Annotated in this window: 13 protein-coding genes; 10 read left to right on the top strand and 3 right to left on the bottom strand. The window is 45.6% G+C overall.

Annotated elements, in window-relative coordinates; all coding sequences use genetic code 11:
• Positions 1-43 precede the first annotated feature (43 nt).
• Positions 44-3379, bottom strand: coding sequence for a CmcI family methyltransferase (locus QUA74_RS01260; RefSeq protein ID WP_333324232.1), 3336 nt, complete (start codon positions 3377-3379; stop codon positions 44-46).
• Positions 3380-3563: 184 nt separating this feature from the next.
• Here QUA74_RS01260 and cobA point away from each other — a divergent pair, with 184 nt between their 5' ends.
• The 6 genes from cobA to QUA74_RS01230 all read left to right on the top strand — a co-directional run bounded on the left by cobA (position 3564) and on the right by QUA74_RS01230 (position 8554).
• Positions 3564-5135, top strand: a complete 1572-nt coding sequence (gene cobA, locus QUA74_RS01255) for a uroporphyrinogen-III C-methyltransferase (protein ID WP_333324230.1) — start codon at positions 3564-3566, stop codon at positions 5133-5135.
• Between the two features lie 365 nt (positions 5136-5500).
• The gene (locus tag QUA74_RS01250) at positions 5501-5692 is read left to right on the top strand and encodes a DUF2281 domain-containing protein (RefSeq protein ID WP_333152845.1); all 192 of its coding nucleotides are present in this window, start codon (positions 5501-5503) and stop codon (positions 5690-5692) included.
• On the top strand, positions 5679-6065 hold the full coding sequence (locus QUA74_RS01245; protein ID WP_333324228.1) for a type II toxin-antitoxin system death-on-curing family toxin: 387 nt from the start codon (positions 5679-5681) through the stop codon (positions 6063-6065). The genes QUA74_RS01250 and QUA74_RS01245 overlap by 14 nt, the downstream gene beginning before the upstream one ends.
• Before the next feature lie 233 nt (positions 6066-6298).
• A complete protein-coding gene (locus QUA74_RS01240; protein ID WP_333324226.1) occupies positions 6299-7489 on the top strand; it encodes a tetratricopeptide repeat-containing serine protease family protein in 1191 nt (396 codons plus the stop codon).
• 87 nt (positions 7490-7576) lie between these two features.
• Positions 7577-8155: a Uma2 family endonuclease gene (locus QUA74_RS01235; RefSeq protein ID WP_333324224.1), complete on the top strand. Its 579-nt coding sequence runs from the start codon at positions 7577-7579 to the stop codon at positions 8153-8155.
• Between the two features lie 63 nt (positions 8156-8218).
• Positions 8219-8554 (top strand): hypothetical protein, encoded by a 336-nt coding sequence (locus QUA74_RS01230; protein WP_333324222.1) that lies wholly within the window; start codon positions 8219-8221, stop codon positions 8552-8554.
• On the opposite strand, the gene QUA74_RS01225 is transcribed toward QUA74_RS01230, so the two are convergent.
• A complete protein-coding gene (locus tag QUA74_RS01225; protein WP_333324220.1) occupies positions 8499-11525 on the bottom strand; it encodes a PAS domain S-box protein in 3027 nt (1008 codons plus the stop codon). The two genes, QUA74_RS01230 and QUA74_RS01225, sit on opposite strands and share 56 nt — an antisense overlap.
• A gap of 41 nt (positions 11526-11566) precedes the next feature.
• Between QUA74_RS01225 and QUA74_RS01220 the strand changes: the two genes are divergently transcribed.
• Both QUA74_RS01220 and QUA74_RS01215 read left to right on the top strand, forming a co-directional pair.
• Positions 11567-11875 (top strand): hypothetical protein, encoded by a 309-nt coding sequence (locus tag QUA74_RS01220; protein WP_333324218.1) that lies wholly within the window; start codon positions 11567-11569, stop codon positions 11873-11875.
• 69 nt (positions 11876-11944) lie between these two features.
• Positions 11945-13372: a diguanylate cyclase domain-containing protein gene (locus QUA74_RS01215; protein WP_333324216.1), complete on the top strand. Its 1428-nt coding sequence runs from the start codon at positions 11945-11947 to the stop codon at positions 13370-13372.
• Between the two features lie 330 nt (positions 13373-13702).
• Here QUA74_RS01215 and QUA74_RS01210 read toward each other — a convergent pair whose 3' ends face one another.
• Positions 13703-18853: a CHAT domain-containing protein gene (locus QUA74_RS01210; protein WP_333324214.1), complete on the bottom strand. Its 5151-nt coding sequence runs from the start codon at positions 18851-18853 to the stop codon at positions 13703-13705.
• A gap of 205 nt (positions 18854-19058) precedes the next feature.
• Between QUA74_RS01210 and coaE the strand changes: the two genes are divergently transcribed.
• Both coaE and patX read left to right on the top strand, forming a co-directional pair.
• Complete coding sequence (gene coaE / locus QUA74_RS01205) at positions 19059-19790, top strand: dephospho-CoA kinase (protein WP_333324212.1); 732 nt, start codon at positions 19059-19061, stop codon at positions 19788-19790.
• A gap of 936 nt (positions 19791-20726) precedes the next feature.
• A complete protein-coding gene (gene patX, locus QUA74_RS01200; RefSeq protein ID WP_333324211.1) occupies positions 20727-20930 on the top strand; it encodes a heterocyst-inhibiting protein PatX in 204 nt (67 codons plus the stop codon).
• The last annotated feature ends 104 nt before the right edge of the window (positions 20931-21034 follow it).

Raw genomic sequence — 21034 nt, 5'->3', positions numbered from 1 at the left:
TAAAAAGCAAAAATTTAGTATTATTACAGGTAATCTGCCGCACTTAATATGATTTAAACTTTTGAAACCACACTCCTGTTTCATCAATTGTATGCAGAGAAAATGACTCGTCTTTCATCACCTCAAAATCGTGTACTGCTTGCTTGCAGCCCTCCCAGTGTCCGTAATCATCAACTTGAATAAAACCCTTAGAAATCACGCTGTCATAAAGCGTATTAAATATATCCATTGTTGACTCATACCAATCTCCATCAGCGTGCAGAAATGCTATACTTCCTATTGCTAACTTGTATGTGGGTAAAGTCTGGGCAAATAATCCCTTAATCGGTACAACAATATCTCTAACTTGCAGTAATTCACAGATTTTATCCAAATTTTCACTAATTGAAGCTTTGAGAGTTCCTTCGCCAAAATCGGTAAGATTTGCAGGTATTCCCTGATGTCGATCGATCTCCGTAGGCGCCGGCATTCCTTCAAAGGTATCAAAAGCATACAGCACTCTGGGACGGCGACTGTAATGTTTAATTACAAATGCCATTAAGGCTGCCGATCCGCCTTTACAAGTTCCGCATTCTACAAAATTTCCCGGCAAATCTTCCACACATATTTGCTTTGCTAGGGAGTATAGCGAGAACAGTCGGGCTTCACTCAATAATGTGTAAGGTTTGATAACTAAGAGTATGGCTTGAAACTCGTCATCAAACAGCTTATTTGACAATAGAGCCCCTCGCAATGACGATGCTTTTATTTTCTTTAAGAAACCATTGGTACACCAAGTCATGTTATAGCCAAAGTAATCGCAATAACTGCTATCAATTTTATATTCATCTTCGTGTTCGGACAGAAACTTTTTCAATGCTTTGTGAGGTCCGCTATTATATGAAGCATCTTGAACTAAATCCGAAATAATTCCGTCTTCAATCACAATATATTCTTCCGGCTTAAGATACGAATGGAAGAACTCCAAGACGTGCTTGCTGGTTTCGTAGGTATGGTCGGCATCTTCTATTACCAGCAAGGGACGCGGCAATGAGTTGATAAAATCTGGTGTCAATATTTGCTGTAAAGCTCGTCCGTTTCCTTCCATGTAAGTGACGCGAGGATGTTGGACTGAAGTAACTTTGAAAATATCAATAGAATAAATGTGGCCGTCAATGCCAAAATTATTTAGCATATCTCCGAACCACAAAGCACTACCACCATGTTTTGAGCCAATTTCAATAATTGTGAGCGGTTTTAAGTTCCAAAATAACAGGGGGTACAGTGTAAAATCGAAGGGATTTTTCAGCATCGGTACGCCTCGGTATGAATAGTTCAGAGTGGCGTTTTGAATTAACAGCATATGTTCGCGAGGAAGAGTTGTATTCCACGAGCGTTGCTGTGTGGGTATTTTTATTTGCAATAAAGTCATAGTTAAATTTTCAACTTGCACTTGTGCTTGGCGGTGCGTGGGATCGATCGCCAATTCCGCTTTAGCCGCTGCAAGTGCTTCTTGGTACCGTCCCGCATGGCTCAAACAAACAGAGCGCAGGTAGTACATTCCTGGAACATTGATATTTAGTGAGGCGACTTGTTCAGCTAGTCGCATAGCTTGCACCGGATTATTGCTATTGAGTAATGCAACAGCTTGTTGCATCATTTCATGCACTTGTCGTACAGTGATTTCTCCATCGACCAACTGATTGTTTGACATACCGCTGATTGAATAATCCTGCAAATGTACTGGCAACTGCCAGGAAATATTGGGATCTGGTTGATGTTTTACTGGCTCGACATTGCCCCGCCAAGCAGCCCCCATAATTTGCATTGTTTGATATACTACTGTTTGCCATCCCCTTTGCCTCAAGTAATCTAAACCTCGTGCAACAGCGGGAGCAGCTAAATCGTGAAATAAAATTATCGCATCTTCTTCAGCCAATTTTTCACACGCAATGGCATCATTTAAGGGGCCTTCACCTTCGTGTTCCCCGTCAATAAAAATTAACGACCATTTGTGGTTAAATTGAGCGGAAAATTCTTCGACTCTTTGGGGGCTGTAGCCTGGTATTAGCTCGACTGATGTTTGCACGCCCGACGCATTTAGAGCACCTTGAATTGAGTCTATTACGCTTTGTCTAATGTCCTCTCTTTCTAATAGCGGATCGACGACATCTAACTCAACTCCTGCCAGCGCTAAGTGACAGGCAGACCACCCTAGCCAGCAGCCTATTTCTAAGGCTTTTTTACCTTTGAATTGCAGAGCCGTATTGTAAAGAATATGTGCTTCGTCGCGGCTGAGAAATCCGACTGAATTAGCACGGCGATCGACATACCAATTGTGCTTAATTTCCCGGCGCAAATAAGACCACGAACAAGTCTGAGTATCCCCAACAATCATGTTGGGAAAGTACGCATCTGGGAGAATAACTTTCAATCCGGGCGAGACGTAATCTCCGGCGGGCAGCAAAGTATTGTTTGTGATTTCAGATAACGGCGGTAATGTCATTTTTTCTGGTGTTAAATTAGGAGAATTGGGCTTTTTTTTCTGTTGGTAGCGGAGACTAATTTCTATTTGATTTCCGTCCGTTGTTGCTAATTTTACTAAGTCGTGTTTGTGGCCAGTGATGTGCAGAATGCCGATCGCCTCCTGTGGCAAATACGGCTCCACAAAACAGGCTTGGTGCTTGTCCCAAACGGGCAAACCAAAGTTGCAACTCCAGTTGCACCTAGCCGGCAGCATCTCTGTTTTGTCAAACATTTCAGTGCCGTAAACTAACCGATTTAAAGCTATTTGGTCGGTCATTAAAGAAACGTGCCGCTGCAATCCCTGTTCCAGATATTCGGCCCAAATTTCCCAATGGGGGGCGTCTTTTTGCAGCGCGAAAATACCTGCATTTATGGTTGGATAGCTGTGCAACTGTTGGGCTACTTCTTCGCCAAAAGCTGCCTGATAATCGCGGTAAACAAATTGCCAGTACCAAGGAAGTTTGCCGTAAGCTAAATAATAACCCCGGTCGAGTTCTGGAACAACTGCTAATCCCCGTTTAGCCGCGCCTTTAATTAACAATTCAACAGCTTGCCAATCTTGCACCCAAGCATCGGCATCTATCCAAAGGTAGATGTCAAAATTGGGAAAATATCGACGGAGAAACGGACGCGCTAAAAGTCCTTTGAGATAGTGAGGGGCTTCATTTTTGCCGGGAAAGTTAAAGTCCCAATCAGGCTTTTGAATAATATTAACTTGTGTTTCCAGCCACTGCAACTGTTGGGGAGTGCAGCCGAGATCGAAAAAGCCGATCGCTACATTTTCACCCTCGGGTTTTTCCCGCACTGATAAAATAGTGCCTCGCACCAATTCAAAGTAATTTGCATCGGCGGCCGTGATGATGATAATCTGCATAAAATTAAATATAACTGAGATATTGCACCATTCTCAAGAAGCTTTTTATGGGCGGGCTCTTCGGCACACCCCACAAGAAAATTCACTCTTTGTGGAACGGGCCTCTTGCCCGTTCTTGAGAATGATGAAATATGTGAGATATAACCAACTACTCTGACATAAAGTATACCACGGAGGAGGAATTGTGAAAAACCACAAAGGAAAAGTTTATCTAGTCGGTGCAGGGCCCGGAGATTGTAACTTGATGACAGTGCGATCGCACAAAGTGCTATCCCAAGCCGAAGTCTTAATCTACGATGCTCTCATCGATATCCCGCAACTCGAATTAATCCCAGCAACTTGTCGGAAAATCGAGGTCGGCAAACGCGGCGGCAAACCTTCCACGCAGCAGCAAGAAATTAACCGTTTGCTGGTAGAACATTGCCAACTAGGCAAACAAGTAATCCGCTTAAAAAGTGGCGATCCGTTTATTTTTGGTCGTTCTAGTTCCGAGATTCAAGCATTAATCACAGCGGCCTGCCAGTTTGAAGTAATACCCGGAATTTCGTCCGCCTTAGCCGCACCTTTACTAGCAGGAATTCCCCTCACTGATCCGGTGATGAGCCGCTGTTTTGCAGTGATGAGCGCCCACGAACCGGATGCTCTTGAATGGGAAGCTTTAGTGCAGATAGAAACTTTGGTAATATTGATGGGAGGGCGCAATTTAAGCGAGATCATCTGGCAATTGCAAAAGCACGGACGATCGCCCGAAACTCCGATCGCCATTATCCGAGATTGTGGCCGCCCCCAACAGCAAATTTGGCTCGGCACTCTCTCCAACATTGTACAGCAAACAGCAGGTCAATCTCTATCGCCTTGCGTGATCGTAATTGGGGAAGTAGTCAGATTGCGCGAATATTTAATCCAGCCAGAAAGCACACATATGATCGATACACCAGTCACCACTAATAACAGCCAATTGCCGCTAGCAGGAAAAACCATTTTAGTCACGCGATCGGTTTCTCAGTCTGCTGAATTTAGCGATCAACTCCAGCAACAAGGAGCCCGCGTTATCGAAATGCCTGCCTTGGTAATTGGGCCGCCTTCGAGTTGGGAACCATTGGATAGTGCGATCGCACAATTGTCAAGCTTTCACTGGTTAATTCTCACTTCCCACAACGCTGTAGACTGCTTTTTTCAACGATTACAAGCAAAAGGCAAAGACGCCCGCAGCTTATTTGGTATTAAAATCGCAGTTGTCGGCAAAAAAACAGCAGAAAGTTTGCGATCGCACTCTTTACAACCAGACTTTATTCCCCCCAACTTTGTCGCCGATTCCCTAGTCGAGAACTTCCCCGACAACTTGCCAAACTGCAAAATCCTATTTCCGAGAGTAGAAAGCGGCGGCAGAGAAGTTTTAGTTAAAGAATTCACCGCCAAAGGAGCGCAAGTAATAGAAGTGCCAGCTTACCAATCTTGCTGTCCCGAAACTATCGATCGGATCGCCCTATCCGCACTCCAAAATCAAGCCGTAAATATCATAACATTTGCCAGTTCAAAAACCGTGCATAACTTTTGCCATCTCATAGAACAAAGCCCGCAATTGTCCGGATCTCAGGATTGGTTGGAAAGCGTTTGCATCGCATCCATCGGGCCGGAAACTTCCAAAAGCTGTCAGAATTTATTGGGGAAGTTAGATGTGGAAGCCAAAGAATACACGTTAGACGGATTGACTGAGGCGATCGTCCAATGGGTTACAAAATATCAAAATTTGTAAGTGCCATCGAACAGCAGTTAATTATCTAATCTGTAGGTGGTAAAAGGGTTATAATACCAATTTAAAAAATTTCCGGGTAAGGACACGGCAGTGCCGTGTCCCTACAAATGCTCGCGTACAATCTCTCGGTTGCAAAACTTTTATGAATTAGGACAATACTCCGGACAATTTTTGGAACGATACTACAAGCTTTACAGGGCAAGGATCGTAAAAAAGTCGAATTAAATGTAAGTCAGGGGTGGAGCTGACATTGATTTAATTATCCACAGTGGCTCAAAGTCAAGCGAGCATAAGCCATTGGGCTATATAAAAACTGTCCGGACTATTGTTAGGATACAATAGTTGTAAAATAACTAGGAGTAAATATGACCGCAAAAGATCAACTTCTTCAAGAACTAGACCAAGTACCAGAACCTATGTTGAAAGAAGTGCTTGAGTTTGTACTAGCCCTGAAGGCAAAACAGCCTGTAAAATCAGAAAAAAGTGATGTTTGGAACGCTTACCTAGCATCTAAAAAAGAACGAGAGGAGGTTTACCGTCGCCTTGCCAACTCCTAAATTTCTCTCTCTAGATGAAGTGCTAGAACTTCATGCAGACCAGATTTCTAGCTTTGGTGGCACTCCCGGCGTTAGAGATGAAGGCTTGTTGGAGTCGGCTTTGGCTCAGCCACAAGCAACTTTTGGCGGGGATTTTTTGCATCCAACGATTAGCGAACAAGCTGCCGCCTATCTCTATCACATCGCGATGAATCATCCCTTTATTGACGGCAATAAACGAACGGCTTTTGCGGTGACAGATACCTTTTTGCGTTTGAATGGTTGCGCTCTGAATTTGACGGACGATCGAGCATATGATTTAGTCATGCGAGTCGCGCGGGGAACGATGACTAAGGAAGAATTAAGCAGGGAGTTCGAGTCATGTATTGTTTAGTTTTAATAAGAAAGTTGGGCAGCCTGCATGGAGATTAATTAAGGTACGCAGTGGGCACCATACAGTGAAATAGGGAATCGCGGAACAAAAAAGCGAGTAAAATTATCACTAAAGAACAAAGCCGAGATCCTTTGCGTCAAATCACCAATAAAACTAAAAACAAAAAAAGTACCAAGGATCGATCGCCCTTTCTCCCGCAAATCCCGCTACCCAACTACTAATTAGCAATACCCATGAATATAAACTTTTCTCGTTACGACACCTTAACCACGCTGCTAGCAGGAACTACCGCCGCCTTAACCATAGTCATCAGCCAACCCGCGATCGCCAAAACGCCCCAAGAAGTCGCCAGCATTGCCGGTCCGCTGACAGTACAAATTAACAGTTCCCTCGGAGACGGTTCTGGCGTAATTATTGCCAAAACAGGCAAAACTTACACAGTTTTAACAGTCAACCACGTCGTAGAGAAAGCAGACGTGAAATACACCGTTCGCACGTCTAAAGGCAAAAACTATCAAGCAACCTCCGTCACCCGCTTGCAAACCGCCGAAACTGACCCGGATTTAGCCGTAGTCAAATTTGAAAGCCCCGAAGAATATCCAGTCGCGACGATCGCAGATTCCGATCAAGCCGTCATCGGCACTCAAATCTTCGTTTACGGCTATCCCGCTACCGGCGGACTTTTCGGCGCCGAACGAGAACCAGAACTCTCTCCCGGACTCGTTACCAGCCGCCCCGGCAACCGCCCGGAAGGTTACACTTTGCGGTATCAGGCAGTAACTTGGAGTGGCATGAGTGGTGGCCCAGTTTTTGACTCCGAAGGCCGAGTCATCGGTTTACACGGACAAGGAGAATTCGGTTTCGCGCAAACGAGTTCCGGCGAAGTCGCCCCGATTAAAACCGGATTTAATGCAGCAGTTCCCATCAATACATTTATCGCGAAGCTAGTGGCGGCGGGAATAAACAAATCCGAGTTGAAAGTAGACAATACTCCCGCCACGATCGGCCCGGTATCCACCGCCAATCCGCAAGACGCCCAAGCCTATTATTTTCGAGGACTTTCGCTGTTAGATCAAGGAGATGCTTGGGAGGCGATCGCGGATTTCAACAGAGCACTCGCTTTCAAGCCCAAATATACCCCTGAATTGTATTTTAATATCGGTAATGCCCGCACTTTCATCACCGCCAGCTTGCCCGAACTCGATCCCACTCGCGGTTCCAATGCTATTCAAGCATACACGCGGGCGATCGCAACCAATCCCGGTTTTGCCGACGCCTACTACAACCGAGCTTTAGCTTACCTGGACAACAAAGACCAACCGAAAGCAATTGCTGACTTTCAAAAAGCAGCAGAACTTTACAAGCAAGGCGGAAGAACAAGTGCGTATCTAGACGCGCTCAACAGAATCAAACAATTGCAGTAGAATTAGAAGTTAACAATTAAGAATTAAAAATGGGATTATTCATTTTTAATTCTTAATAAACTTTATACAAACAGCAGGTAAATAACAATGACTGCTATAACCTTAAACCTCAACTCCATAATTAAACTAAATTCAGAACAGTTTTATCAAGTGTGCGAAGAAAACCCGGAATTGAAATTAGAACGGAATGCCAACGGAGAATTAATTGTCCTGCCACCCACGGGAGGAGAAACGGGAAGAAGCAACTCCAAATTTAACTTACAAATTGGACTTTGGAACGAACAAACCCAACTCGGTGAAGCCTTTGATTCCTCCACAGGATTTACTCTGCCCAATAAAGCCGATCGCTCTCCCGATGCGTCTTGGGTAGAAAAATCGCGCTGGGAAGCTTTAACACCTCAACAAAGAGAAAAATTTATCCCGCTTTGTCCCGATTTTGCTGTGGAAATTCTCTCTCCAACTGATAGCTTGAAAAAGACTCAGGAAAAAATGCAAGAATATATGGAAAATGGCTGTCGTTTGGGTTGGCTGATTAACCGCAAAAAACGGGAAGTTGAAATTTATCGCCCCGGCCAAGATGTGGAAGTTTTACAATCTCCTCTCACTCTTTCTGGGGAAAATGTTTTGCCGGGATTTGTTCTCAATTTGCAAAAAATTTGGAATTAGCAGAATTCAATTATCAATTATATCATCTTCGGTAAAATAAGCGTAACCAGTTCGTAGTGAGGAATGCAAGTCCGAGCAAGTTGGATTCAGATTAAAGCGGGTTACTTCAACTTGCGATCCTATCCGCCCATGCTAGAAAAAATTATCAGTTTATCGATCGTCTCTCCGCTGTTATTTGCGGGCGAGTTTTATCTGCATCATTTCTACATTAAACCCAAAAAATTCCTCGAAATTTCCGAAGAAGATGAAGGCGTTATCATCAAAGACAGCATCGACACTTTAGTGTTAAAAGAGCAGTTGTGGCTGATGGTAATAGAATCAAATTTGTCCTTGAACTCGATAACTAAACTGGATTCGGGAGGAGAGGTCGAATTAACTCCACAATTTGGTCATACTTAAAGTTATTGACACAATCAATTAGCGCACTGGAAAGGGTTGATTGAGATGCGGGAATTTGTTTGATTAGCTCGTTCATGACATCAGGATCAACATAGTAGGCAGCTTGATACATTTCTTCTAACCACTGAGAGGACATCACGGCTAGATCTTCTGGAGATAAAGAATCCACAAATAGTTTTTGGCAATCTTTTCCTACAACTGTGTAGATGTACTCTACTCCCAAGTGTTGAGCGAGTTTGTCAAAGACGAGCCTTTCCTGAAATGGCTTGCTCATAAAGTCGTCACAACCAGCCATAAGAGCTTTCTCTCGCTCTTCTTCAAAAGCACTGGCAGTTAAAGCAATAATGACAGTCTCTTGTCCCTGAGGGTGTTCTCTAATGCGTTTAGTAGCTGTGTAGCCATCCATAATCGGCATTCGTAGATCCATCCAAATCAGGTGTGGGGACCAACTTTCCCACAGGGATAGTGCTTCAACTCCCTGTGTTGCTTGGCGCACCTCAAAACCGACTGAGGTAAGGAATTTGACCAATAAGCGACGATTTTCCTCTAAATCTTCAACAACAAGGATGCGGTAAGTTGGTTGTCCTGGAGCTATACCAATCACTCTTTGTTTAGGCAATTCTGAGGCAGGCCAGACTGCTTGAGCTAACTTTACCCCAAGTTCAAAGTAAAAAATGCTGCCCTGATTCAATGTGCTTTGAACCCGAATCTGACTACCCATGAGTTGGACAAATCTTTGGCTGATAGCTAGACCTAGACCAGTACCTTGATTCAATTTAGTCCCAGCTTCAGCTTGCACGAACACCTGAAATAAGCGGTCAACTTCTGTTGGAGCAATTCCCACTCCAGTATCCTCAATTTCAAAACATAGGCGACAGGACGTTTGGTCGCTCTGTTCTGATCTTACTCGTAAGGTGACGCTTCCTTGATGAGTAAACTTAATCGCATTACCGAGCAGATTGACTAAGACTTGATACAGTTTTTTCTCATCGCTATGCACAAATTGGGGAAGATTGGGTTCTTGCTCGACAATTAATTTCAATCCTTTCGAGTGGGCTTTAACTTGCAACATTTCTTCAAGAGAACTCAGCAAATTTTTTAGGTCAAAGTCAGAAAGATAGAGTGTCATCTGTCCGCTCTCAATTTTAGATAAATCTAAAATGTCGTTAATCAATTCCAATAAATGTGTGCCGCTACGATTGACGATCGCCAAATCTTGTTGGAGTTCGGGAGTCAGAACAGGATCGTAACTCATCAATTGCGTAAATCCCAAAATAGCATTGAGAGGAGTACGGAGTTCGTGGCTCATATTCGACAGGAACATACTTTTGGCTCGGTTTGCTGTTTCTGCTGCTTCTTTAGCTTGCTTAAGTTCCAACTCGGCTTGTTTGCGATCGCTAATGTCAATTAAAGATCCCACCATTTCCACTGGTCTACCTGCCCGATCTCGAATTAGTCTGAGTTGAACGAGTATCCAGCGATAAACCCCATCAGAGTGACGAAGACGGTATTCATGGAAATAAAAATCATTGACGAATATATTGGCTAAGCCATTAAGCACTCGTTCTACATCATCTGGGTGTAAGTTATGCACCCAAAATTCAGAATCTTCTAAAAACGCAATGCTTTCATAGCCCAATACATCTTTGATATTTTCGCTGATGAACGTTGCTGCATAGTCGCCATAAGGTTTAGAGCTAAAAATAACGATGGGGCTGTAGTTCAGGAGAAAGTTGAGGCGACTTGTGGTATCTCGCAAAGCTTGCTCAGCTTGTTTCAGCTCTGTCACATCCTCCTGAACGGCAACATATACAGTTCCGTATTCAGGATGCTCAAACCTAGACGTATGAGCTCTGCACCAAAAGAGAGTTCCATCTTTTTTCTTATTGTAGATTTCAGATTGTGCTTCTCCGTTCTGATCAATTTGAGTAACAAGATCTAGCAAGCTTGCGTCTGGTGTTAGCTGTTGATCGATATAATTCAAGACACCAACGGGTTGACCTGCGAGTTCGCCCTCTGTGTAGCCAAACATAGAGTCAAATTTGGGATTGGTGTAGACGATCGTGAGGGCTGAGGCTTTAATTAAACACACTCCACCTGCCATGTTCTGGATAATAAGACTCTGAAGAGCTAGCGTCTTTTGAGCTTCTTTTCGAGCGGTAATGTCTTGGATCTGAGCAATAAAATGCAGTGGAGTTCCCTGTTCATCTTGTACTATTGAGGCATTAAGAACAATCCAAATTATATGTCCTTGTTTATGGAAATACCGTTTTTCCATTTGGTAAGTTAAAATTGTTCCTGCTAATAGCTGATGTACATAACTAAGATCCACGTTTAAATCGTCAGGATGGGTAATGTCTTGGAAACTTAACGCTGACAACTCTTCTGAGGAGTAGCCAATAATCCGAATTAAGGCAGGATTGACTTTAACCCAGTACCCATCAAGTGAAACGATCGCCATTCCAATTGACGCATTTTCAAACGCATTGCGAAACTGCTCTTCACTGTTTCGTAAAGCCTCCTCAATTTGTTTGCGTTCCTTTTTAGCCCGCTTGCGCTCATTGATTTCCTTCTCTAAGGCTTGATTGGCCGCAATAAGTTGAGCTGGACTAGGTAAAGCTAAGGCTGAGGGAATTAAAAACACTAGCTCAGATGCAGTATATATAGAAATCAGAGCAGTAATAGCTTTAAGTCCTCCCGAAAGCCAATAAGTAGGAAACCAAAGCGTCCAAATTTCCATGATATGAGTTGTACCACAGGCAATTATGAAGGCGCCAAACAGAAAAAATACTTTCTGAAAAGGAGTATCTTGGCGCTGTCGCACAAAGTAGATTAGCATGATGGGGATGGAGTAGTAAGCTAAAGCAATTAAACCATCGGATAAAATATGTAATCCTACTAAATTTGTTTGCCAGAGATAGCAGTGACCATGAGGAATGAATCCTCCCGTCTCAAAAAATTGTGTAATCATACCTAACCTGCATTATTCATGAGTGCTGAAGTGCTTAGCGATTGAGTTCTGCCATTGCCCGCTTCATCGTCGAAGTCTTACCGGGAAAACCACTTTTGAGTAGGGAGATGTCAAGTTACGAACCCAGCAGCACGAGACATCCGCTCGCAATGACGAGTAGACTTGCCCTTTCAGAAATGTGCTTGTTCATACAGCAGATTGCGTTAAAAAAATGTTCTTTTAATGTTAGCCCAAACGAAGAAGGGCAACCACGGGGGGATTATCCCTACCTCAACAACTCAGATTTTGTAGCGGCTGTGCCAGTGTGCCAGTCCTCGAACTCTGCGATCGCAGGACTTCTGGCTGCGTAAAGTGAGTTTATAATTTAATAATTCAACTATACTCTTATTCATAGGCTTATAATCCTTTTGCAAGAAAGTATGGAAAGCAGTAGGATTCTCGTCGAGAGAACTAGCGATAGAGTTAGCGATCCACATACCAACTACCGCGGCAATATTTTAATTGTTGACGATCTGCCTGATAACCTGCGTCTTCTGGGCCGTACTTTGAGCGCACATGGTTATAAAGTTCGCTGTGCCACAACAGGCGCAATGGCGATCCGAGCCGCCCAATCGCCATGGACGGAACTAATTTTACTCGACATTAAATTGCCGGATTTTGATGGCTATGAAGTTTGTAAACAATTAAAATCTGACGAGCAAACCACAGGCATTCCGATAATTTTTTTGAGTGTTATCAAGGAAACTTTCAATAAGGTTCAGGGGTTTGCTGTTGGTGCCGTAGATTATATTGCTAAGCCGTTTCAAGTCGAAGAAGTATTAGCTCGTGTCGAAACTCACCTAACCATCCGACGGTTGCAACAAAGCCTCCAAGAGCAGAATATACGTCTCTTGAGAGAAGTGGAAGAACGCCAACGTCTCGAGGCATCCCTCTTTGCCGAAAAAGAACTCGCTCAAGTGACTCTCCAATCGATTGGTGATGCAGTTATTACTACCAATGCTCAAGGTAATGTGCGATTTTTCAATCCTATCGCTGAGCAACTGACAGGCTGGAAGGCTCATGAGGCTAAGGGACTCCCCCTGTCTACAGTCTTTGAAATTGTCAATGAAGTAACGCGACAGCCATTAGAGAATCCGATGGACAAGGCTTTGTTGGAGAAGCGAATTGTGGGCTTAGCTAACCATACTACACTCATTGCGCGCGATGGGATTGAGTATGCCATTGAGAACTCAGCAGCACCGATTCGAGACTACCAAGGTCAAATTATCGGGGCAGTCATCGTCTTTCATGATGTTACCGAATCGCGCAATATTGCTCGTCAACTCTCTTGGCAAGCCAATCACGATGCTCTGACGGGTTTAATCAACCGTCGAGGATTTGAGCAGCGACTAATTGAGGCGATCGCCTCTGTTCAAGATAGCAATCAGCAGCACGCTCTCTGTTATTTAGATTTAGATAAGTTCAAAGTCGTTAACGATACCGCAGGTCATATTGCTGGCGATGAGCTACTGCGCCAAATCACTAGAGTTTTACAAAAGGGAGTCCGCGCTAATGACACACTGGCTCGCTTGGGAGGTGATGAGTTTGGTCTTTTGCTTACTAAATGTCCCCTCTCTAAAGCAACTCAGATTGCGGAAAAGCTCAAAGACATAGTGCATCAGTTTCGGTTTATTTGGGATAGCAAAACCTTTATCATCGGGGTCAGTATTGGAGTTGTTGCCATTAACCAAACCAGCCAAGATTTGATGGAGGTTATGGGGGCGGCTGATGCTGCTTGTTATGCTGCCAAAGGCAAAGGTCGCAACTGTGTTCATGTTTATCGTCTAGACGATGGCGAACTCATATAATTAGACAACGTAGTGAGAGGCAGTTGATTTCCCAAATCAGCCGTGGGTTAGAAACCAATCGTTGTTGTCTCTACTCCCAAAAGATTGCCTCTATTACCTCTAATATCAAATCCGTTAGCATCGGAATAGTAAATTAGAGTTCACTGTTGACTGTTCACGGTTGACTGTTCACGGCGTCAACAGTCAACCGTCAACAGTCAACATCATAAGGAGTGTAACCGGAAATGATATTAATGATATTACCGCACTTTTTTAGCTATTTCCATCCTGCGAGTTTTGCGACTTGTTCTGTCCCGGTTTTTTGGCCGATCGCACCCTCTTCCTTCAGAATTACCACGGCGAACCGATCATTGTAAAAGCGGCCCAATAATAAGGATGCGACAAATTTCGATCGCCCCTAGTGACCAACTCCGACGGTAAAGGCAGAGCTTGATTATTGCCCGATCGCACCAAATAACCATCTTGCAAGCGCACTTCTCCCCGCAGCATCGCCAATTGCGCTTGCCGCAAAGCCTCAGCCTTAATCGGCGCTGTACGCAACTGCTGGTAAAACTCAGTCATCAGCCCCAAAGTACCGACATCGCTGACATACCACAAACTCGCCAAAGCCGATTTTACCCCCGCGTGCACCGCCAACCCCGCAAACCCCAACTCAGCTTGTTCGTCTCCCACCGCCGTAGTACACGCACTCAAAACCAACAACTCCACCTGCGGGTTAGATAACTTCAACTGATCCAACTGATTCAACTGCAACTTAGTATCCCAAAACTGAATGTAAGAATTTTCCGCCCCCCCAGGCTGAAAATCGCCGTGAGTAGCTAAATGAATAATTTTGTATTGCGGTTGATTGCGCTTCTGCTTCAAATTTGCCAAAGTAAAAGCTTCATTGAGAAAAGACGAACCCGGCCAAATCTTGCCCACAATTGTCGATATTTCCAGCGGCACCGCAGGCAAAGGATTTTGCTCGTACTTGGCAGGAAAATTTGACGCACCCATCGCTAAGACTTCAGAACCTTTAACATCAGCATAGCGAGTATCAGTTAAACTCAAACTGGGAATCAGCCCCAAACTATACTTTTCTACCAAAAACTGCTTGCCGTCGTAAAGAGCCGCCAAAGGCAAAGTTCGCAAACCGGCATCCATCGAAAACACCAAAGTATCAATATTGTTAGCATCCAATTCCGGTTGCAGCGGTGCAATTAACCACTGGTAAAGTTCCTCGGCAGGTTCCTTGTAATCAGCAGCATTCAATCTCCTAGGACTTCTGATAGAATTAGTGAATTGTTTAGCAACTTGCAGCACTGTCTCGCGGCTTGCAGGCACGCTTTTAAAAACATTTTTGCCGTCTGGCAATAACAACACAAGTTCTAAATGTTTCTCTTTCGCCCACACGTAAAGGATGGCGGGTTTAACTCCCGTCAAGCGATTAACGCTGCTGAGAGTATCTCGAATACTTTGCTGCGTGACCGACTTTTGACCGAGATTGCCCCCAAAGTAACGTTCAAATTCCCGGCCCTGAGTTATATCCCTTTGCTGCACTGCGTCGATCGGATTTATTTGCGCGATCGAACTCGATCGAGAAATCTCAGGAACCCTCACATTCCCGATACTTTCTGCACTCACCGCACTCGCAGGCTTCTGTGGAGTTGTTGCCACGCTGCCGTTTTCTCTCGTCGCAGGCGCGCCCAAATTGTCTTTTAACACCGACGGCACCAGCACTACCGAGGAGCCGGCCGCAGTCTCGTTCGGTCCCGCATCAACAGACGTAGCAGCAGGTTCTGGCGAGACATTTGTGGTACTGCCCTTTGGCACCGACGCTGCGGGAGGGAGACTCACCTGAGTCACAATTTGTTGAGAATTGTCTGTAGTTTGCAGTTCCACGCTGCTAGTTGGTGCCGGACTCGGCACGATCGCCAACGGCCCGATCGCAGTTGAGGAGGTGGCAGTGTTCGACTTCGAGCTTCCCGTCCCAACAGTCGCCGCCGTGCAGGTTCCCGACGGGCAAGTGCTTTGCAGCAGCGTCTGTGTACCCGATTGAGCCAGCCCGTCTGTAGAAATGCTGACCTCGGCGCGATCGGCCGCCGTTCCTGTTCCCGCAGGCCGAAACGCTCCCCCAGCTTCGATTGCCACATCGCCGCCGGTATTGCCACGAGCTTTGATCGAAACAACTTCAATATCTTTCTGCCCGGTAATTTGGCTCGAACCGGCACTTCCCGATTGCGAACTCGAGTTGATCACCCCTGTAACGATCCGACCCGGCGCCGCAATCGAAATATCTCCCCCGCTTCTGGCACCAAAAGCATCGATGTTGCCGGTTTCTACCGCACCGGCGCTGCGAATATTGATAGGGCCCGCCACCCCGGAAGTTGAGCGAGATGAAACCCTACCAGCAGTCAACTTGCCTTGACTGCTAGTGATGTTAATCCCCGCAGTCGAGGTAACGTCTCCGACGTTTACAGTACCGCCCATCAGAGAGATCGTGGCCTTATCAGTGCCGACGATCGCACCCGTTCCCACGATCGCGCCTGCACCATTGGGCGATCGAATAGTCGTCGGATCTTGAAATGTCACCGCCACTGGCGTTGAATTCGGCGTTGAATTTGAACTTCCAGAAGGAATCGAAATCACACCGCTACCGTCAGCGCGCCCGATCGTGATCGAAGCAAACCCATTCCGAAAAGTGTTCAATTCAGCAGCAGTCAAGTTCAGAGCTTCTGTATCGCCAGAACCTTCAATTGTAATATTTTGACTTGGATCAGCCGGTTGCAGCACCAGATTGCCGTTGCTGGCGATCGAATTTTTGTCACCCGTCAAGTCAATTTCGTTGCCCGTCAGGGTAATATCTCCCGGTGTTTCCGAGCCACCAGCTTCGATCGCCCCGGCAGTGACTCCATTGCGCCCCGTCAGCGTCACCTTCCCCGCGCGATCGCCCCTCGTGTCGATCGCCCCGGCAGTCACCGTGCCCTGTGCAGTAACACTAACATCTCCCGCCGAATTGCCTATATCTTCGGAAGGATTGACAGAAGTGTTGATAGTGCGGGCAGTTCCAGTAAGTAGCTGACCAGTTGTGACATTGCCTGCGGTGCTGACGATGCGAATTTCCTGATTGTTGGTAGTGATATTTCCGGTTCTGATATTGCCGTCAGCTTTGAGAGTAATTGAGGCATTGTCGGCCGCTGTCAAAGAATTTGTGGTAGTGATTGTTCCCAAACCCGCTGGCGATTGAATAATTAGTGGATCATAAAATGTGAAATCGTTGGCAATCAGAATTGAACCTATACCGTTGCTGCGCCCGAGCGTAATTCCAGCAAACCCATTTTCCAAACTTCCGAGGTCGTTTGCCGTCAGATTCAAATAAATATTAGTGCCGACATCTCCAGAACCGCCGATCGCAATATTTTGACCGGGACTCCAAGGTTGAAGTACCAAAAAGCCAGTACCGCTGACCGAATTTTTGTCACCTTTGAAATTAATTTCATTACCAGTCAAAGTAATGTTTCCCGATCCCCCTGCGATCGAGCTAACTCCCAGAATATTCTGAGCTGTCACAGTTACATTTCCCGTCGCTTCCGGGCCGCTGGCATCAAGTTTTTGGGCCGTTACGTTCAGCCCTTCGAGCAAAATATTTCCGCTGCTGCCGGTGCTGGGATTCGATGAAGAAATATTGTTTGCAACAGTCGAGCCCTGACTAATCAAACTAATATTTCCGCCGTTGCTCGACAAATTGCCCGCAGTAATTTGACTTCCCGAAATGGCGATCGCACCGCCAGCCGTGCTAATTGTATCTCCAGCATTCATCGAAAAAGCACCCGCACCATTGCGATCGGCATCTGCTCTCAATGTTACCGAACCAGTAGTTGCTTGAAAGCTCAACTGATTGTCCGCCAAATCAGCAATTGTAATATCGTTGAGCGCTTCGAGAACCACATTTGACGTAGCCGACATACTTTCCAAAGCTCTAGCCGAAATTGTCAGCGAAGGCTCAGAATTGTTTGGCTGTTCTGGTGGCGTTCCTGTTGCCAAAATATTATTGTTGGCAATAATTGCCGCATCGCCCGCAGCTTCTGGGGAATCTGTAATTAAAATATTTTCTGGATCTAACAGCAAAGTGCCCAAACCGTTTGTCCCAGAGGTATCAACAGTACCGTTAAAAATCAATCTTTGCTTGCCCGAAACTTCCACAAACCCGCCAACACCTGCGGTTCCCGTTGCAGAAACGCCATTTGCGCTGATGCTGCCCAAAAATGCTGTTGTGTTGTCAGCCCAGACAACAACACTACCACCGTTGCCGGATTCAGTTGCGTTGGCGGCGATCGAACTTTTGCCATCCACGTAAGTCATCCTGGCATTCGGCACAGTTCCCTCGCCTCGGTAATCTCCCCCGATCCGCACCGTTCCACCGCCGTCGGGCCCCGAAGCCTCAATCTTCGCTCCAAACAGCCCTACCTTGTCGCCCAACACGTTGACGCTTCCTCCTGCGCCCCCCCTAGCAGACACGTCTGCAGAACCCGCTAACAGCGCAGTTCCAGCACCTGCAGGCACTGTTTGGCCGCCTGTGAGCACGACTTCACCTTGAGCGTTCGTAGTTATACCCGTAGCGTTAGCCACGCCGGGGCCCGAAAGCAGCCGAGGTAAAGTCAGCGGAGAGAAGGGAAGAGCTTCCGAACCCGACACTCCGGCTGCTGGAGAAACTTCTAAACTCAGCAAAAGTCCGTTTTGACTCAACCGCACCAGATTTTCGCCCGGAACAGCCGCCACAGTAATTTGACCGCCTGGGGCTGAAAGTTGTCCTGTACTAATGACCGTACCGCCCAGCAAAGTCAAATTTTGCCCGGTTCCGACAGCCAAGTTACCGGCATTGACAATACTCGCGGGCTGTGAGCCAAAAACAAAAGCATTCGGCGTTCCGACTAGGGCTGCGTAGTCGTTCGCCCCTGTACCGTTGAACCAACCGTCGTCAAAACCTATACCGCTAGCGGTGGTAGCCAAAAAAGACCCGGACACATCGAGTTGGGCATTTGTTCCGAAGATGATGCCTGCGGGATTCATCAGCAACAAGTTAGAATTGCCGCCACTAACTTGAATTAGACCGTTAATTAAGGAAGCATCGCCACCGACAACCCGGCCGAGGATATTTTTAACGGTTGGGTTGGAGATGAAATTGGCCGTTTCGCCAGAATTCAGATTGAACCGAGTAAAACTGTGGAACAAATTTGCTCCGTCTCTGGAGGTAGTGCCGCCTTTAATGTCGTAGCGAGGGGGCGACCCTGTACCTGGGGCGGTGACAGTGGTTCCGGTGCCGTCTGGGGCTGGAGTAATAGATTGTGCTGCAGCAATTTGAGATTGGGGATAAATTGCCACGAGTACCCCTCCGCTGCTATTTTCTTGGAGGAAAACCAGGTTGGGGAAAAAATCTAATATCAAAAATCCAGCAAGGGGAATTGCTGCCAGAATCGACCGCACAGCACGTTGAGCATTCATAAGTTTGCCTCGGTCTAGACCTTGATTCGAGTTTAAAATTGAGATTTTAGGTAAAAAAGAGTCGATCGCACCCCAATGCTGACACTTCCTAACGCTAGTTCTCGATCGCAAATCTTAAATTTTCAGTCTAAATTTGATTGTGTCACCAACATAGCAAAGACTGACAGTAAGTGTCGAAACACAGGAAGTTTAAACAGAGAAAATTATGAGCGATGGAATTGTGCGTCTGATTGGTTTAACTGGGGGCATCGCCACCGGTAAAACCGCTATATCTAATTATCTGAGAGATGCCTGTGGATTTCCGATTTTAGATGCCGATATCTACGCCCGCGAAGCTGTGAACCCCGGTTCGCCAATACTGTACTCTATTGTAGAACGATACGGCGCGGCTATTTTGCTGCCCGACGGCAATTTAAATCGGCCCGAGTTGGGAAATATTATTTTTTGTAACCCAGCCGAGCGGCAGTGGTTGGAACAACAGATTCACCCTTACGTGCGCCGCCGATTTGTTGAGGAAACTCAAATCTGCATTGCTGCATCGAGCCCGGTATCCCAGGACACACAGAATTTAGGTACAAAGACTCCAGAAACCGGGTTTTTTCACCAAAAGCTAGAACCGAGTATTGTTGAAAAAAACCCCGGTTTCTGCGCCCCGACTGACACGTTGACTTTGGTTTTGGTAGTGCCGCTGCTGTTTGAAGCTAATATGACTGACTTGTGTACCGAAATTTGGGTGGTGTACTGTTCACCCGAAGTGCAGTTAGAACGACTAATGCAGCGAGACGGCTTGAGTTACGATCGAGCTAATGCCCGCATTAACGCCCAGTTGCCCCTAGCTCAAAAGTGTCAACAAGCTGATGTTATTTTAGACAACTCGTCAACCCTCGACTCGGTGTTCGTGCAGGTAGATGTGCAAGTCAGTCGCTTTGAGATTTGAGATTTGAGATTTGAGATTGACTCCGCGATATCGGTTTTAAAACCAGGTTTTTTTACTTTCTGCCCGCCAGTTCGATTTGAGAGTTGAGATTTAAGATTGACTCCACGATTTTGTGAACGGGCTTTTTTTCCCCAACCGCTTTCGACTCTTCCTTCGGAGTGGCGCGTAAGCCCTTTTGTCACAAAGCAAGATCAGAAAAGTCAGAAAAGATCAGAAAAAATAAGAGCTTCACAATTTATTTAAAAATACAATAGCAACCATTTATGAAGTTAATGTAAAAAATTAGGCATTGCCCGCTTTAAGGAATCTCATTCACCAAGATATTTATATGTAAGGTGCTGAGGGCGCGCCTCGGTACTCTCATGTTGTGTCTTTAATCCCCGGGTTGCCGCTTCACCTCAATAAATGATGAAGTTAATCATAAAAGTAGTAAAACTTTACAATTTGCGGTTTGTGTTTCCTTCTTGGAAGACCGTTTCAAGAGGATTCCAGGGTCATACCATTTTAGATTTTAGATTTTAGATTTTAGATTTTAGATTTTAGATTTGGGAAGGATTTATAGCAATCCTCGGATCATTTGTGAATTTCTGACTCCCTCACAGCGGGTTCGGGGAGGGTTGGGGTGGGGTAAAAAATTTACGACTCCTGCAAGGATTGCTATATAACTACCAGGGTTGGGAACACGGGCATAGACTAGGATTCTTTTTTTGAACAGGATCTTGAATTCTGCTGGTTGCCCGCCAGTAGTAGATAACGAGAAATTATCCGCGAACAAGCGAGCTAGATGATGGATTTCACCCGCTTTTAACCAAAACTCAAAAAAATTGCAGGTGCCCTCACTTACTAATTGATGATTTCCCCACAATTATTTTTTTTATCCTGATAGCAGAGTACACACTGCGTATCCAGAAGGGGAAAATACAAACACCAAAATTTATGATGCGCGTTTACTCTTCCATCCTGATGTCAAGCCTATTACTGAGCGGCACCGCAGTTAACGCTCAAAGCTTAGAAACTCGATCGACCTTTTTTGCTCAAGACAACTCTGCTTCCGAAATTTTAACCGCCGTAGCCGACACTCAGAGCTTTGACGCAGATAACGGTAAAGATGAGCCGCCAGGACGAGGCAAGGGGAGATAAAGCCGAAAAAAGCGATAATTGCAAGGAATTAGGGAGAGAATGGGAGAATATAAAATTGGGAGAAGAAGAGAAAACTTGAAGATTTCGAGCCCTTAATTGGGCAC

The organism is Microcoleus sp. LAD1_D3 (assembly GCF_036702135.1).
Taxonomy (GTDB): Bacteria; Cyanobacteriota; Cyanobacteriia; order Cyanobacteriales; family Microcoleaceae; genus Microcoleus.
This window is presented reverse-complemented; position numbering and strand designations above follow the sequence as displayed.

Bases quoted from the DNA above. Each gene is read 5' to 3' on its own strand.
- QUA74_RS01210 (WP_333324214.1), bottom strand. From the start codon at position 18,853: ATGAATGCTCAACGTGCTGTGCGGTCGATTCTGGCAGCAATTCCCCTT.
- QUA74_RS01225 (WP_333324220.1), bottom strand. From the start codon at position 11,525: ATGATTACACAATTTTTTGAGACGGGAGGATTCATTCCTCATGGTCAC.
- QUA74_RS01250 (WP_333152845.1), top strand. From the start codon at position 5,501: ATGACCGCAAAAGATCAACTTCTTCAAGAACTAGACCAAGTACCAGAA.
- QUA74_RS01260 (WP_333324232.1), bottom strand. From the start codon at position 3,379: ATGCAGATTATCATCATCACGGCCGCCGATGCAAATTACTTTGAATTG.
- QUA74_RS01240 (WP_333324226.1), top strand. From the start codon at position 6,299: ATGAATATAAACTTTTCTCGTTACGACACCTTAACCACGCTGCTAGCA.
- patX (WP_333324211.1), top strand. From the start codon at position 20,727: ATGATGCGCGTTTACTCTTCCATCCTGATGTCAAGCCTATTACTGAGC.
- QUA74_RS01215 (WP_333324216.1), top strand. From the start codon at position 11,945: ATGGAAAGCAGTAGGATTCTCGTCGAGAGAACTAGCGATAGAGTTAGC.
- QUA74_RS01230 (WP_333324222.1), top strand. From the start codon at position 8,219: ATGCAAGTCCGAGCAAGTTGGATTCAGATTAAAGCGGGTTACTTCAAC.
- QUA74_RS01235 (WP_333324224.1), top strand. From the start codon at position 7,577: ATGACTGCTATAACCTTAAACCTCAACTCCATAATTAAACTAAATTCA.
- coaE (WP_333324212.1), top strand. From the start codon at position 19,059: ATGAGCGATGGAATTGTGCGTCTGATTGGTTTAACTGGGGGCATCGCC.